Origin of the sequence: Streptomyces sp. GB4-14, assembly GCF_022696125.1 — a bacterium.
In the GTDB taxonomy this organism is placed as follows: Bacteria; Actinomycetota; Actinomycetes; order Streptomycetales; family Streptomycetaceae; genus Streptomyces; species Streptomyces werraensis.
In genome coordinates this window covers 1078228-1092902 of sequence record NZ_RZHO01000002.1, presented here as the reverse complement: position 1 = coordinate 1092902, position 14675 = coordinate 1078228, and the positions used below count along the sequence as shown (strand labels likewise).

General features: G+C 75.0%; 11 protein-coding genes and 1 pseudogene. 9 read left to right on the top strand and 3 right to left on the bottom strand.

Features of this window, described 5'->3' with window-relative positions; genetic code table 11:
- The first annotated feature begins 126 nt into the window (after positions 1-126).
- The 6 genes from ELQ39_RS06235 to ELQ39_RS06210 all read left to right on the top strand — a co-directional run bounded on the left by ELQ39_RS06235 (position 127) and on the right by ELQ39_RS06210 (position 7060).
- Complete coding sequence (locus ELQ39_RS06235) at positions 127-774, top strand: ScbR family autoregulator-binding transcription factor (protein ID WP_190001282.1); 648 nt, start codon at positions 127-129, stop codon at positions 772-774.
- Positions 775-813: 39 nt separating this feature from the next.
- Positions 814-1992, top strand: a complete 1179-nt coding sequence (locus tag ELQ39_RS06230) for a damage-control phosphatase ARMT1 family protein (protein WP_242591293.1) — start codon at positions 814-816, stop codon at positions 1990-1992.
- A gap of 95 nt (positions 1993-2087) precedes the next feature.
- Complete coding sequence (gene cyc2, locus ELQ39_RS06225) at positions 2088-4244, top strand: germacradienol/geosmin synthase Cyc2 (RefSeq protein WP_242591292.1); 2157 nt, start codon at positions 2088-2090, stop codon at positions 4242-4244.
- A gap of 12 nt (positions 4245-4256) precedes the next feature.
- Positions 4257-4733 (top strand): PDZ domain-containing protein, encoded by a 477-nt coding sequence (locus ELQ39_RS06220; RefSeq protein WP_242591291.1) that lies wholly within the window; start codon positions 4257-4259, stop codon positions 4731-4733.
- A 187-nt stretch (positions 4734-4920) separates the two neighbouring features.
- Entirely contained in the window at positions 4921-6048 is a 1128-nt protein-coding gene (locus ELQ39_RS06215) for an aminopeptidase P family protein (RefSeq protein WP_242591290.1), read from the top strand.
- Between the two features lie 64 nt (positions 6049-6112).
- Positions 6113-7060 carry an aminoglycoside phosphotransferase family protein gene (locus ELQ39_RS06210; RefSeq protein ID WP_190001287.1) on the top strand — a complete coding sequence of 316 codons (948 nt, stop codon included), beginning with the start codon at positions 6113-6115 and terminating at the stop codon, positions 7058-7060.
- Positions 7061-7118: 58 nt separating this feature from the next.
- Here the strand turns inward: ELQ39_RS06210 and treZ are convergent, their stop codons facing one another.
- Entirely contained in the window at positions 7119-8864 is a 1746-nt protein-coding gene (treZ, locus tag ELQ39_RS06205; protein ID WP_242591289.1) for a malto-oligosyltrehalose trehalohydrolase, read from the bottom strand.
- A 206-nt stretch (positions 8865-9070) separates the two neighbouring features.
- Here treZ and ELQ39_RS06200 point away from each other — a divergent pair, with 206 nt between their 5' ends.
- The 3 genes and pseudogenes from ELQ39_RS06200 to ELQ39_RS06190 all read left to right on the top strand — a co-directional run bounded on the left by ELQ39_RS06200 (position 9071) and on the right by ELQ39_RS06190 (position 10474).
- Entirely contained in the window at positions 9071-9622 is a 552-nt protein-coding gene (locus ELQ39_RS06200) for an FHA domain-containing protein (protein WP_190001289.1), read from the top strand.
- Between the two features lie 93 nt (positions 9623-9715).
- A pseudogene (locus tag ELQ39_RS06195) lies at positions 9716-10064 on the top strand (dehydrogenase); the annotation flags it as partial.
- On the top strand, positions 10061-10474 hold the full coding sequence (locus tag ELQ39_RS06190) for an SSI family serine proteinase inhibitor (protein WP_190001290.1): 414 nt from the start codon (positions 10061-10063) through the stop codon (positions 10472-10474). The pseudogene ELQ39_RS06195 and the gene ELQ39_RS06190, both read left to right, overlap by 4 nt.
- Positions 10475-10787: 313 nt before the next feature.
- Here the strand turns inward: ELQ39_RS06190 and ELQ39_RS06185 are convergent, their stop codons facing one another.
- Together ELQ39_RS06185 and treY are read right to left on the bottom strand one after the other, a co-directional pair.
- Positions 10788-12044 (bottom strand): M14 family zinc carboxypeptidase, encoded by a 1257-nt coding sequence (locus ELQ39_RS06185; RefSeq protein WP_242591288.1) that lies wholly within the window; start codon positions 12042-12044, stop codon positions 10788-10790.
- Positions 12045-12257: 213 nt separating this feature from the next.
- Positions 12258-14624 carry a malto-oligosyltrehalose synthase gene (treY, locus tag ELQ39_RS06180; RefSeq protein WP_242591287.1) on the bottom strand — a complete coding sequence of 789 codons (2367 nt, stop codon included), beginning with the start codon at positions 14622-14624 and terminating at the stop codon, positions 12258-12260.
- Between the last annotated feature and the right edge of the window lie 51 nt (positions 14625-14675).

Below are 14675 nucleotides of genomic sequence, written 5' to 3'. Positions count from 1 at the left end.
GCCCGGTGTGTTCAACTGGGCCCGCCCGGCGGGGGGATGGACGTCAGCGCACAGTGAGTTATCGTGTACGGGGCGTTAAGAACAAACCGCTCGGACCGTCGCTTCCCGGCAACAGGAGTGCAGTCGATGGCAAGGCAGGTACGCGCCGAGAAGACCCGCGCGACGATCATCACGGCCGCCGCCGACCTGTTCGACCGGCAGGGCTACGAAGCGACCAGTCTGAGCGACATCGTCGAGCACGCCCGCGTCACCAAAGGGGCCCTCTACTTCCACTTCGCCGCCAAGGAGGACCTCGCCCACGCCATCCTCGAACTCCAGTCCGCGACCTGCCACCGGCTCGCCCGCGACACCGCCGCCCGCGGCCGCACCTCCCTGGAGGCGCTGATGCGCCTCACCTTCTGCGTGGCCCGCATGTCCGCCGAGGACCCCGTGCTGCGGGCCGGGCTGCGGCTGGCCACCGGCATCACCCGGCCGCGTCCGCCGCTCAGCCACCCCTTCACCGAGTGGCTCGACATCGTCTCGGCCCGGCTGGCCGCCGCCGTCGAGGAGTCCGACGTCCACCCGGACGCCGACATCGACGTCGTGGCCCACTCCCTGGTCTGCTTCTTCGTCGGCACCCGGGTCGTCGGCCGCGCCCGCGAACCCGTCACCCGCCAGCCCCGCCGCACCGCCGAGATGTGGCAGCTCCTCATCCGCGGCCTGGTCCCCGTCACCCGCCGCGCACGCTACCTGTCCCTCGCCGCCCGGCTGGAACGGGAGCCCGCCCCCCTGTGAGCCCGGCGCACGGCCGCCCGGCGGGTTACGGTGAGCCCCATGCCCGACACCCCCGCCGCCCCCGTGATCGTCGCCGACGAGCCCGGCACCTTCCCGTACGGCGTGCTGGCCGAGCGTCACCCGGCGATCCTCCGTCAGGTCGCCGAGGACACCCCCTACGGACCGGAGCAGCGCCGCGCGCTCGACGCCCTGCTGGTGAACTGCACCGAAGGCGCCGTCACGCCCCTGCCCGCCGGCGCGCACGACCGCGACCGCTGGGCCGCCTGGGGCATGGACGCCCACGCCGGCCGCTCCTGGCACGACGTGCCCTGGCTGTGGTCCGAGAGCTGGTTCTACCGCCAACTGCTGCAGGCTGTCGGCTACTTCGAGCCCGGATCCTGGCAGGGCATCGACCCCTTCCGCCCCGCCAAGCTCGTCGAGCTCGACGCGCCCGCCACGGACGAGGAACTCGCCGCGCTCGACGCCCTCGACGAGCTCCCCGAGGACGAACGCGCCCGCGCCCTGCTGCACGGCTCCCTCTGGGGCAACCGCGCCGACCTCGGCTTCCGCATGTCCGCCGAGGGCGCCGAGGAGACCGCCGCCGTCCCCGCCCTCGTGGCCGACGACAGCGAGCGCCTGTGGTCCCTGCTCGACGGCTCCCGGGCCGGCGCCCTCTGCCTGGTCGCCGACAACGCCGGCCGTGAACTCGTCCCCGACCTGCTGCTGATCGCCCACCTGCTCGCCCACGGGCGTATCACCCGCGCCGTACTGCACGTCAAGCCGCACCCGTACTACGTCTCCGACGCCACCACCGCCGATGTCCTCGACGCCGTCCGCCGCCTCACCGCCGCCAAGGGCGCCGCCGGGGCGTACGGGCGCCGCCTGCGCGCCGCCCTCGGCGACGGCCGGCTCGAACTGCGCGCCCACCCCTTCTCCTGCGCGCCCCTGCCGTACGCCGACATGCCGGACGACCTGCGCGCCGATTTCGCGGAAGCCACCCTCACCGTCCTCAAGGGCGACCTCAACTACCGCCGCCTCGTGGGCGACCGGTACTGGCCCCCGACCACCCCGTTCGCCGACGTCACCGCCTACTTCCCGGGCGCGGCCGCCGCCCTGCGCACCCTCAAGTCCGACGTGATCACCGGACTCGCCCCGGAGACGGAGACGGCGCTGGACGCGGAGGAGGGCGGGCGCTGGCGCACGAGCGGCACCCACGCCCTGATCCAGGTACGGACCTGAGCCCCCAACTCCCCTTTCCGGGCAGGTTTCACGCGAAGGTGTGATCACTGGGCGGGGCGCGGATGCGGCCGGAGCGGCACGGGTAGCCCCCGGCCATGACGCAGCCCTTCGAACTCCCGCACTTCTACATGCCGCACCCCGCGCGCCTCAATCCGCACGTGGACCAGGCCCGGGCCCACTCCACGGCCTGGGCGCGCGAGATGGGCATGCTGGAGGGCAGCGGGGTCTGGGAGCAGGCCGACCTCGACGCGCACGACTACGGCCTGCTCTGCGCCTACACGCACCCCGACTGCGACGGCCCCGCGCTGTCCCTGATCACCGACTGGTACGTGTGGGTGTTCTTCTTCGACGACCACTTCCTGGAGAAGTACAAGCGCACCCAGGACCGCGTCGGCGGCAAGGCCCACCTGGACCGGCTCCCGCTGTTCATGCCCCTGGAACCGGGGACGCCCGTCCCGGAGCCGGAGAACCCGGTCGAGGCCGGCCTCGCCGACCTGTGGGCGCGGACCGTGCCGGCGATGTCCGCCGACTGGCGCCGCCGGTTCGCCGTCGCCACCGAGCACCTCCTCAACGAGTCGCTGTGGGAGCTGTCCAACATCAACGAGGGGCGGATCGCCAACCCCGTCGAGTACATCGAGATGCGCCGCAAGGTGGGCGGCGCCCCCTGGTCGGCCGGTCTGGTGGAGTACGCCACCGCCGAGGTGCCGGCCGCCGTCGCCGGGACCCGCCCGCTGCGGGTGCTCATGGAGACGTTCTCCGACGCCGTGCACCTGCGCAACGACCTGTTCTCCTACCAGCGTGAGGTCGAGGACGAGGGCGAGCTCAGCAACGGCGTGCTCGTCCTGGAGACCTTCTTCGGCTGCACCACGCAGCAGGCCGCCGACCTCGTCAACGACGTCCTCACCTCGCGGCTGCACCAGTTCGAGCACACCGCGTTCACCGAGGTGCCCGCCGTCGCCCTGGAGCAGGGGCTCGGCCCGGCCGGGACCGCCGCCGTCGCCGCGTACGCCAAGGGGCTGCAGGACTGGCAGGCCGGCGGCCACGAGTGGCACATGCGCTCCAGCCGCTACATGAACGAGAACGCCCGCCCCGGCCCCTCCTGGCAGGCCCTGACCGGCCCCGGCACGTCCGCCGCCGACGTCGGCGCGCTGCTCGCCCGCGCCGCCTCGGAGCGGCTGCGCCCCTACCGGCACGTGCCGTACCGGAAGGTCGGCCCGTCGGTCGTCCCGGAGATCCGGATGCCGTTCCCGCTGACCCTCAGCCCCGCCCTCGACGGATCACGGCGGCACCTGCTGGAGTGGTCGCACCGCATGGGCATGCTCAGCGAAGGCGTCTGGGACGAGGACAAGCTCGCCAGCTGCGACCTGCCCCTGTGCGCGGCCGGCCTGGACCCTGACGCCACCCAGGAGCAGCTCGACCTCGCCTCCGGCTGGCTGGCCTTCGGCACCTACGGCGACGACTACTACCCACTGGTCTACGGCCACCGTCGCGACCTCGCCGCAGCCCGGCTCACCACGGCCCGGCTGTCGGCCTGCATGCCGCTGGACGGCGAGGAGGTGCCGCCCCCCGCCAACGCGATGGAGCGGTCCCTGATCGACCTGTGGGCCCGCACCACGGCCGGGATGACGCCCGAGCAGCGGCGCCCGCTCAGGACGGCCGTCGACACGATGACCGAGTCATGGGTGTGGGAGCTGTCCAACCAGATCCAGAACCGCGTCCCGGACCCCGTGGACTACCTGGAGATGCGCCGCGCCACCTTCGGTTCCGACCTCACACTCGGGCTGTGCCGCGCCGGACACGGCCCCGCGGTCCCGCCCGAGGTCTACCGCACCGGTCCCGTCCGCTCCCTGGAGAACGCGGCGATCGACTTCGCGTGCCTGCTGAACGACGTGTTCTCGTACCAGAAGGAGATCGAGTTCGAGGGGGAGATGCACAACGCGGTCCTCGTCGTGCAGAACTTCTTCGGCGTCGACTACGCGACCGCGCTGCCCGTCGTCGCGGACCTGATGAACCAGCGCATGCGCCAGTTCGAGCATGTCGTCGAGCACGAACTGCCCGTCCTCTACGACGACTTCCAGCTCTCGGAGGAGGCGCGCGCGGTCATGCGGGGCTATGTGACCGACCTGCAGAACTGGATGGCGGGCATCCTCAACTGGCACCGGAGCGTGGACCGGTACAAGGACGAGTACCTGTCCGGACGGGTGCACGGCTTCCTGCCGCACCGGCCCCCGGCGCCCCCGGTCCTCGTCTGACGGCCGGCCGCCATGGAACCCTCCGCGCTCCGCCCCCGGCCGATGCCCGGCGACCACACCGGTCCCCGGCCGGACCCCGCTCCCGCCGCCCCCGAGGAGCCGTCCCGCGAGCGCCCGCGGGGCCGGCGGGCGGCGGCGGGGCCGGCGCTGCTGCTGACCGGAGCCGCTCTGGGCGTCCTGGTCACCGCGTGGGCGGGCCCGGCCCCGGCGTCCGGGCCGGCCCTCTCCGCCCGGCTCGGGGTGGAGGTGACCGACGACGGCCGGCCGGGCGCCCTGGTGGTCGGCGTGCAGAGACCCGGCCCCGGCCACACGGCCGGCCTCCGCGAGGGCGACCTGCTGCTCGCCGTCGGCGCCACCCGCGTCGACACGGCCGCGGACCTGGCCCACGCGGTCTCCCGCACCCCACCGGGCACGAGCATCCGCCTGACCGTCCGGCATCCCACGGGCGGCTTCCGGCAGCTGACGGCGGTTCCCGGGATCCTCACGTGAGGGGGGTGGGTGCCTTCGGGAGGCGGGGGCGCGGAGCCGCACGGCCGCGTCGGGGCCGGCGGAGCCGGCGGTGCCGCCCCCGGACGGGGTGACTCCGGGGGCAACCCCGGCAACCGGCTCGCGCCGTACCCGTTCGGCGGGCAGGATGCTGCCCGTAGCCCCGACGTCCGCCCTGGGAGGCACCCGGATGACCGGCACCGCACCTGTGCCCTTCACCGCCGACGACTACAAGGCCCGTATGGACCGGGCGGCGCGGCAGGCCGCCGACGCCGGGCTCGCCGGGCTGCTCGTCGCGCCGGGCCCGGACCTGGTGTGGCTCACCGGGTACGCGCCGCCCGCCGTCACCGAGCGGCTCACCCTGCTGGTCCTGGCCGCCGGCCGGCAACCCGTGCTCGTCGTCCCCACCCTGGAGGCCCCGGACGCCGAGAAGGCCACCGGCGCTCCCGCCCTCGCCCTGCGCGACTGGACCGACGGCAAGGACCCCTACGCCCTCGCCGCCGCCCTCCTCGACGACCGGGGGCGGTTCGGCGTCAGCGACAACGCCTGGGCGCTGCACCTGCTGGGACTGCAGCAGGCGCTCCCCGACACCTCGTACGTCTCCCTCACCGAGGCGCTGCCGATGCTGCGCGCCGTGAAGGACGCCGCGGAACTGGAGCGGCTCGCCGCGGCCGGCGCCGCCGCCGACGCCGCGTTCGAGGAGATCAGGAACGTCCGCTTCTCCGGCCGCCGGGAGTCGGAGGTGGCCGCCGACCTCGCCGCGCTGCTGCGCCGCTTCGGCCACTCCCAGGTCGACTTCACCATCGTCGCCTCCGGCCCCAACGGCGCCGACCCGCACCACGAGGCCGGGGACCGCCGCATCGAGCGCGGCGACATGGTCGTCCTCGACTTCGGCGGCCTGAGGGACGGCTACGGCTCCGACACCTCCCGCACGGTGCACGTCGGCGAGCCCACCGAGGAGGAGCGCCGGGTGCACGACCTGGTGCGCGAGGCGCAGGAGGCCGGCTTCCGCACCGTGCGGCCGGGCGCGGCCTGCCAGGACGTCGACCGGGCGGCCCGCGCGGTCATCGCCGACGCGGGGTACGGCGATCACTTCATCCACCGCACCGGGCACGGCATCGGCGTCACCACCCACGAGCCGCCGTACATGATCGAGGGCGAGGAGCGGCCGCTCGTCCCCGGCATGTGCTTCTCCGTCGAGCCGGGCGTCTATCTGCCGGGCCGGTTCGGGGTGCGGATCGAGGACATCGTGACCGTCACGGAGGACGGCGGACGGCGGCTGAACGACACGGAGCGGGGGATGGTGATGGTCGACTGAGCGGCACCGACCGGTTCTTCCGCCCCGTCCCCACCTGCCTCTCCCGAACGGTTACGGCGCGACCATGACCCAGGCACCGACACCCACCGTTGACACCGTCCGCCGACTGGCCCGGTCCCTGCTCAAGGACAGCGGGCACGGCACGGGCGCGTCCGCCGCCCTCGACGTGCGGCCCGCCGGCGACGGCGCCGACCCCACCACCTGGACGGTGGGCACCCGGTACGTGCTGCACCTCGCCCCGGACCGCGCGACCGGCGTGCGGTGGCGCCGCGAGCTGCGGCTGCGCGAGGTGGTGCGCCCGCACGTGTCCGTGGCGCTGCCCGTCGCGATGGCGCAGGGCGAGTGGGCCCCCGGCCTGCTGTGCACGCTGGAGACGCGGCTGCCCGGCGGCACGGCGGAGGAGAACACCGTGTCCGCCGTCGGCGAGACCGACCTGGCGGGCCTGCTCACCGGGCTTCACCAGGTGCCGGTACGGCAGGCCGAGTCGCTGGGCGTGCCCCGGGTGCCGCCGCGCTCGCTGGAGACCCTGCGGCGGGCGGCGGGTGAGGCCGTCGAACTCCTCGACAAGGCGGACGAGTTCGAGGCGGCGCGGCTGCGCCAGTTCACCCAGGCCGCGACGGTGCAGCTCGCCGCACAGGCCGGTTCGGCGGTGCTGGTGCACCACGCCCTCACGGGCGGGAACCTGGTCGTCGGCCCGGACGGCCGGGTGCGGGGGGTGCTCGGCTGGGACACGGCGGTGGTCGGCGATCCGGCCGAGGACATCGCGGGCCTGGCCCGCGCCGTCGGCGCCCCCGCCGCGGTCCGCGCGGCCACGCTGGCGGGCTACGGCGCCCGCCCCTGCCTGCGCGGCCTGTGGCTGGCCCGCTGCGACTGCGTCATCCACCTCGCCGAGGCGTTCGTCCACAACGACACGGCGTCCCTGCCGCTGCTCCGCACCCGCCTCCGCCGCGCCTGGGAGCCGATCATGCTGGAGCGCGTCACCGACCTGCGGGACAGCGACGCGGCGCCGTGACGCGGCGCACCGCGGGCGTCCCGAGGCGCGGAGCGGGCGGACCCGCCCCGCGCCCCCCTCACCCCTGAAGCAGCACCACCGCCGACTCCCCGGGCAGCCGCAGCAGACCGTCCGCGCCCGGCACGTCCACCGGCTCCCACGCCGCCAGGACGCGGGCCTCGCGGGAGCCGAGGGGGATGTCGGCCGGTTCGACGCCCAGGTTCACCGCCACGCGGACGTCGCCGCGGCGGAAGGCCAGCCAGCGCCGGTCCTCGTCGTAGGCCACCTTGGTGTCGGCGAGGTCCGGGTCGGTGAGGTCGGGCTGCTCGCGGCGGACCGCGAGGAGCTGCCGGTACCAGGCCAGCATCCGCGCGTGCGGCTCCCGCTCCGGCTCGGACCAGTCCAGGCAGGACCGGTCACGGGTGGCCGGGTCCTGCGGGTCGGGCACGTCCTGCTCCGCCCACCCGTGCGCCGCGAACTCCCGGCGCCGCCCCTCGCTGACCGCCTTCGCCAGCCCCGGGTCGGTGTGGTCGGTGAAGAACTGCCACGGCGTGCCCGCCGCCCACTCCTCGCCCATGAACAGCATCGGCGTGAACGGCGCGGTCAGCGTCAGCGCCGCCGCGCAGGCCAGCAGCCCGGGGGAGACCAGCGCGGCCAGCCGGTCGCCCTGGGCGCGGTTGCCGACCTGGTCGTGCGTCTGGCTGTAGCCGAGCAGCCGGTGCGCGGCCACGCGGGTGCGGTCGAGCGGCCGGCCGTGGTGCCGGCCCCGGAAGCTGGAGTAGGTGCCGTCGTGGAAGAAGCCGCTGGTGAGCGTCTTGGCCAGGGCCGTCAGCGGCGCCCGGGCGAAGTCGGCGTAGTAGCCCTGCGACTCGCCGGTGACGGCGGTGTGCAGGGCGTGGTGGAAGTCGTCGTTCCACTGCGCGTGGATGCCGTGGCCGCCCTTCTCGCGCGGGGTGATGATCCGCGGGTCGTTGAGGTCGGACTCGGCGATCAGGAACAGCGGCCGGCCGGTGTCGGCGGCCAGTTCGTCCACGGACTGCGACAGCTCCTCCAGGAAGTGGCGCGCGCGGGTGTCCACCAGCGCGTGCACCGCGTCGAGACGCAGCCCGTCGATCCGGTAGTCGCGCAGCCACGCCAGCGCGCTCTGCACGAGGTACGCGCGCACCTCGTCCGAGCCGGGCGCGTCCAGGTTGACCGCGACGCCCCAGGGTGTGTGGTGCGTGTCGGTGAAGTACGGGCCGAACTGCGGCAGGTAATTGCCCGACGGGCCCAGGTGGTTGTGCACCACGTCCAGGACGACGCCGAGCCCCAGCGCGTGCGCCCGGTCGACGAACCGTTTCAGTCCCTCGGGCCCGCCGTACGGCTCGTGCACCGCCCACAGCGAGACGCCCTCGTACCCCCAGCCGTGCCGGCCCGGGAACGGGCACACCGGCATCAACTCGACGTGGGTGACGCCCAGGTCGGCGAGGTGGCCGAGCCGTTCGGCGGCGGAGTCGAAGGTGCCCTCGCGGGTGTAGGTGCCGACGTGCATCTCGTACAGCACCGCACCGGGCAGCGGGCGTCCGGTCCACTCGGCGCCCCACTCGAAGCGGTCGTGGTCGACGACGGCGCTGAGCCCGTCGGGGCCGTCGGGCTGGCGGCGCGACCGCGGGTCCGGCAGCACCGGTCCGTCGTCCAGTGCGAAGCCGTACCGGGAGCCGTCGTGCGCCTCGGCCTCCCCCCGCCACCACCCCTCCCGCTCGGGATCGCGCTCCAACGCGCGCGTGACGCCGTCGCACCGGAGCGTCACTCGGCCGGCCTGTGGTGCCCACACCTCGAACTGCACGGACGGTTCCCCTTCGTCTGCTCACCGTGATGAAGCGCCTCCATCGTGCGGCATAGGAGATCAATTCGCCGGGGGATCCGCCGTTTTGCGGCGGGTGTCGCCCGAAGTGCGCGGGCGGGCGCGGCCGCCGCGGGCGCGGGCCTGGGCGAGTCTTCCGTTAGCGGGGTTTCTGGACAGCTCGCCCCCGGCTGACCGACAATCACCGCGTGACGTCGTCCTTCGAGTTCTCCACGTACCCCGCGCGGCTCTCCGACGCGGAGCGCGACAAGGCGCTGAGCGTGCTGCGGGACGGCGTCGCCAAGGGGCGCCTGTCCCATGACACGTTCATCCGGCGCATGGAGCTGGCGCTCGTGGCGCGGCGCGCCGACGAACTCGCCGCGCTCACCGCCGACCTCCCGCGCGAGAGCCGCCTCTCCCGCGCGGTGTTCGGCACGGTCGAGTCCGTCTCCGGGTTCACCGTACGGCTGCGCCGGGCCTGGCGGGCCGAGAAGCTGCCGAAGCTGCTCCTGCCGCACCCCGCGCACGGACACCCGCTGCGGATAGGGCGCGACCCCGCCAACGGGCTGCGGCTCACCCACGAGACGGTGTCCCGCGTGCACGCCGAACTCACCCACCAGGGCGGGCTGTGGGTGCTGCGCGACCTCGGCTCCACCAACGGCACGACGGTGAACGGCCGCCGGGTCGTCGGCGCGGCCGTGGTCCGCGACGGCGACCAGGTGGGTTTCGGGCGGATCACCTACCGGCTCGCCGCCAACTGACGTACGAACGAGTGGTGTCGACACGTGACGGTGTTGACGGGCCCCGGCAGTCGTGACTGACTGCAGGAGGATGCTGCACTCCCTGTACTCCCCGCACGGCCTGTACCTCCGGTGGACGACGGCGTCGCTTCGTGGAGGTCTGCGCCTCGCCGGAAGGCGCCTGGCCCTGCGCACCGCCGGGCTGCTGCACCAGCTCGTCACCCGAGCCGGACACGACCCGGCCGACGCGCTGCCCGAGCTGAACCGCCTGATCGACGCGCGTTGCGCGGACCTCCGGGACACGCTCGACGCCCGCTGGATCCCCGTGGACCGCCAGGCGGAGTACCAGGCCCGGGTGATCCGCGCCGTGTGCGCCCCGGCCGTACGGAGGACGTCCGGAGCCTCCCGTTCGGGTGAGCCGGGCTGGGGTCCGGGGCCCGCCGTGCCGATGCACCGGGAATGACGCACACCTCAGTGAAGACGGTAGGGGCGGGGCTGTCCGCCGCCGCCCTCCTCCTGCTCGCGGGCGCGACGCCCTCCGCCCACGCCGACACCGGGAACTGGCTGATGCTCAGCGTCAGCCACGGGGAGACGCAGGTGGCCGGGGCGGAGGGCGGCACGCTGCTGCGGTGCGACCCGCCCGGCGGCGGCCACCCGCACGCGGAGGAGGCCTGCGCGCAGCTGTCGGCCGCCGACGGCCGCATCGCCGCACTCCCCGCGGAGGACGTCCTCTGCCCGATGATCTACGCCCCGGTGACGGCCCACGCGGAGGGCATGTGGCGCGACCGTCCGGTCACCTGGACGGAAACCTTCCCGAACGCCTGCACGCTGCGTGCCCGCACGGGGGCCCTGTTCGCGCTGGACGGGACGTGAGACGCGCCGAGCCGTCCGGCGCGGCGCGGCAGGACACGCGGGCCGGTGTACGGGGGCCGTCACGGTTTGCCCGCCGGGCACGGGCCGGCCTCCGTGCCGAGGGAGTGGCGCAGCCCCGGAGGCTCGGTCAGCCGGGCGCCGTGGTCGGCGCCCGACGTGCGGGCAGCAGCCGAGCAGCGCCCCGCCGCCGCCCAGCGTCAGCACCGTCTCGCCGCTCCCCGGCGTGGCCTGCGGGCCGACCCGTGAGCCGGACAACAGGGCACGACGACCGCGCGGCGTCGTCCCGTGCCGGGAAACGCGCCTCCCGCCCCCCTCACATCAACCCCGCCCGCGCCTGCCGCGCCGCCGCCACCACCGTGCGTGACTGGTGTTCCACCTGGTGCCGCACCGGCACCCAGCGGGCGCGGAAGCGGGCGGCGAAGGCGTCGCTCCAGTGGGCGACCAGGTGGTCCAGGCGGGCCGCCGCCCGGGCGTCGGTGTCGTGCAGTGCGCGCCGCAGCATCGCCGCCGCCCGGAGCGGCACCCGGCGCGCGAAGGCGTCCACGCTGCCGACGTAGGCGCGGGTGCCGTCCGCGGGCGGGGTGCGGACCAGGTCGGCCGCCAGTCCAGGCACCAGCTCCAGCACCCAGGTGGCCGCCCGCAGCAGCGGACCGCCGGCCTCGGCGGGCGGCGGCCCCGGCCGTGAGTCCTCCAGCACGTGCCGCACCTCGCCCGCGTCCCGCAGCAGCCGCTCCGCGAGCGCGTGCATCGCGGTGTCCGGCGCCGGGTGCGGGGCCGGGTCGTCGACCAGGTCGCTCGCCCACATCGGCACCTCGACCACCGCGGTCAGGCCGCCGTACCGGTGCGCGTGGTACCAGGTGCTGTGCCGGGCGTCGTCGCTCAGGCTCGGATAGGCCGGGGCCGCCTCCGGCGCGGGCATCACGTGCACGCCGGGCCCCGACGCGGGCCAGCCCGCCGCGTCCGAGGCGCCCGTCTCGACGGGGATGTGCAGCTCGGCCGCGGACTTGGCGAACGGTTCCGCCAGTCCGGGCACGTCCCGCGTCAACTGCACCCAGCTGCCGCCCAGATCGGTGCCGTGCAGGGACACCTGGAGGAAGGGCCGCAGCTCGTCGATCACCCCGGTCAGCGCCCGTGTCTCCGGGGGGAGCCGGTCGGCGGGCAGCACCGAGGGCGCCCACTCCGGCTGCTCGGGACCGGCCGGGCGGAAGAAGCCCAGGTGGTAGTCGTACAGACTGCGCGGCGCCGGGGTGACGTGCAGGCTCGCCCCGTCGGGGTCCGCGCACAGCAGGAAGTGCCAGGAGACGCCGTCCCGCAGCTCCCGCTCGAGCAGGGTCCGCCGGGCCAGCTCCAGCAGCGTCCCGTTGCCGGCGGGCTCGTTGGCGTGGGCGCCCGCCACGACCAGGACGGCGTGCCGGGCGCGTCCCACGGACAGCAGGTGCAGCGGCCGCCCCCCACGGGACACCCCCACCTGCCGCAGCGCACACAGACCCGGCCACTGGATCGCCAGCGCCCGGGCGGAGAAGACCAGTTCGGACACCGTCGGATAGCGCGACTCCCGCAGCGGACCCACCCCCCGTCACCGCCCGCACTCGCACTGCGCAGTACCCCACGGCCGCGAGACGGTGTCAAGGGCGGTGCGGGGGAGCCGCCAGGGGGCGCTCAGAGGCATGGGGTGAGCCTCTTCCCGCACGTCGGCCGTCCCGCGCCCGCCGCGCGTCCCCCGGGTCCGCACCGGCCGTGCGCCGGCCGGTCACCGAACCCGCACAGCGCCCCACGACCACCGTCACTCCGGCAACCGCTCGAGCAGCGTCACCGGCGACGAGGCGAACAGCTCCGCCACCCGCACGTCTGCCTCGAACTCCCGCCCAGCCCCCAGGACATCGACCCACCGCCCCGGCGGCAGCGGCAGCCGGGTGTCACCCCAGCCCTCCGACTCCGCGAGACGCAGGGACAGGCGGGTCACCGCCGTGACCACCGCGCCGGAGCGGGCGAACGCCAGGCAGTGGTCCGCAGCCGGTCCCTGGGCCGCCAGCGGCTCGTACGACGCCGTCGTGCCGAAGACCTCCGGCCGCCGCGTCCGCAGCGCCAGCGCCGCCCGGGTCACCGCACTCTTGTCCGCGCCGTCCGCGCCGTCCCGGCCGTCCTCCCCGAACCGCGGGGGCCGCCGGTTGTCCGGGTCGACGAGCGCCCGGTACTCGTGCTCCGTGCCCTGATAGAGGTCCGGCACGCCCGGCATGGTCAGGTGCACCAGCGCCGCGCCCAGCACGTTCGCCCGGATGTGGGGCTCCAGCGCCTCCCGCAGCTCCGCGACCTTCCGCCCCGGCACCCCGCACGGCCCCGCCGTCACGAACCGCGCCACCGCCTCCTCGTACGGCGGCACCTGCTCCGTCCAGCTGGTGAACAGGCCCGCCTCGCGCACATGCTTCAGCAGCGCCGCCTGCACCCGCTCCTCCTCGGCCGGGCCGAGGCCGAACACCGTCTGCCAGGCCGCCCACGCCGTCTGCCCGTCGGGCACGGCCTCCCCGGCCCGGGACACCTCCGCGAGCAGGGACGCCCAGCGCTCCGGGCACTCGGTGAGCACGTGCAGCGCCGCCCGCACGTCCGCGCTGCGCTTGGCGTCGTGCGTGGACAGCACCGTCCCCGTGGCCGGCCAGTCGCGCTGCACGCGCGCGCAGTACGCGTGGAAGCGGTCGGGGGCCACCGCCGGATCGCCCGGCTCTCCGCCCACCTCCGTCGCCGACAGCAGCGGCACGTAGCGGTAGAACGCCGTGTCCTCCACGGACTTGGCCCGCAGCGCCGACGCCGTCTGCGCGAACCGCGTACGGAACTCCACGTACGCGGGCCCGTCCCCGTACCGCCCCAGCAGCAGGTCCCGTACGACGTCCACCGCGCCCGCCTCCTCCGGGACGGCGAAGGCGCGCCGGGCCTCGGCCGCGGCCTCCTCGGTCACCACGGTGGCCGCGTCCTCGGGTGTGTAGGGCCGGTACACCTCCAGCCGCACCAGCAGCTCCGTCAGCGCGGTGCGCAGCGCCCAGGGCGCGCGGTCGCGCAGCGCGGTCTCGGGGGCGGTCGCGCACAGCCGGCCCGCCACCCGGGTGAGCCGGTCCAGCTCGGCGGCCAGCTCGTGCGTGAGCACCTTGTACGCGGCCCGCCGCACCGTGGTGTCCCAGTCGCCGCCCCGGTCCGTCTGCGGGGCCGCGTGGGCCCGGTAGCGGTCCAGCAGCTCCCCGAACCCGCCCGGGTCCACGAACAGCCCGTCGACGTGACGCAGGGCGTCGTAGCCGGTGGTTCCGGCGACCGGCCAGGAGGAGGGCAGAGCCTCGCCGTCGGCGAGGATCTTCTCCACCACCGTCCAGCGGCCGCCCGTCGCCTCGTGCAGCCGCCGCAGATAGGTCCCGGGGTCGGCGAGCCCGTCCGGATGGTCGACGCGCAGCCCGTCGACCACGCCCTCGTGCAGCAGCTCCAGGATCTTCGCGTGCGTCGCCTCGAACACCTCGGGGTCCTCCACCCGCACCCCGATCAGCTCGGAGATGCTGAAGAACCGCCGGTAGTTCAGCTCGGTGCGGGCCAGCCGCCACCACACCGGGCGGTACCACTGCGCGTCCAGCAGCTGCGGCAGCGGCAGGGAGGCCGTGCCCTCGCGCAGCGGGAAGACGTGGTCGTAGTAGCGCAGCACGTCCCCGTCGGCCTTCAGCCGGCCGGCCTCCTCGCCGAGCGGCCCGCCGAGCACCGGCAGCAGCACCTGCCCGCCCTGCGCCTCCCAGTCGATGTCGAACCAGCGGGCGCGGCGCGAGGACGGGCCGTCGCGCAGCACCTCCCACAGCGCCGGGTTGTGACGCGGGGACATCGCCATGTGGTTCGGGACGATGTCCACCACCAGCCCGAGCCCGTGCCGCCGCGCGGTGCGGGACAGCTCCCGCAGCCCCTCCTCGCCGCCCAGCTCCTCCCGTACGCGCGTCGGGTCCACGACGTCGTAGCCGTGCTGCGAGCCGGGCACCGCCTCCAGGACGGGCGACAGATGCAGATGGGACACGCCGAGCGAGGCCAGGTACGGCACGGCCTCCGCGGCCGCCGCGAACGGGAAGGCGGACTGGAGCTGCAGCCGGTAGGTCGCCGTGGGGACTGCCGGGTCAGGGCGCTCAGAGGTCATGGGAACCTACGTACCCGCGTAGTGGCTTCTCGTGCCATCGCTGCTCCGTTC

Coding starts and splice junctions, on each gene's coding strand:
- ELQ39_RS06235 (WP_190001282.1), top strand. CDS start 127: ATGGCAAGGCAGGTACGCGCCGAGAAGACCCGCGCGACGATCATCACG.
- ELQ39_RS06230 (WP_242591293.1), top strand. CDS start 814: ATGCCCGACACCCCCGCCGCCCCCGTGATCGTCGCCGACGAGCCCGGC.
- cyc2 (WP_242591292.1), top strand. CDS start 2,088: ATGACGCAGCCCTTCGAACTCCCGCACTTCTACATGCCGCACCCCGCG.
- ELQ39_RS06220 (WP_242591291.1), top strand. CDS start 4,257: ATGGAACCCTCCGCGCTCCGCCCCCGGCCGATGCCCGGCGACCACACC.
- ELQ39_RS06215 (WP_242591290.1), top strand. CDS start 4,921: ATGACCGGCACCGCACCTGTGCCCTTCACCGCCGACGACTACAAGGCC.
- ELQ39_RS06210 (WP_190001287.1), top strand. CDS start 6,113: ATGACCCAGGCACCGACACCCACCGTTGACACCGTCCGCCGACTGGCC.
- ELQ39_RS06190 (WP_190001290.1), top strand. CDS start 10,061: ATGACGCACACCTCAGTGAAGACGGTAGGGGCGGGGCTGTCCGCCGCC.
- treY (WP_242591287.1), bottom strand. CDS start 14,624: ATGACCTCTGAGCGCCCTGACCCGGCAGTCCCCACGGCGACCTACCGG.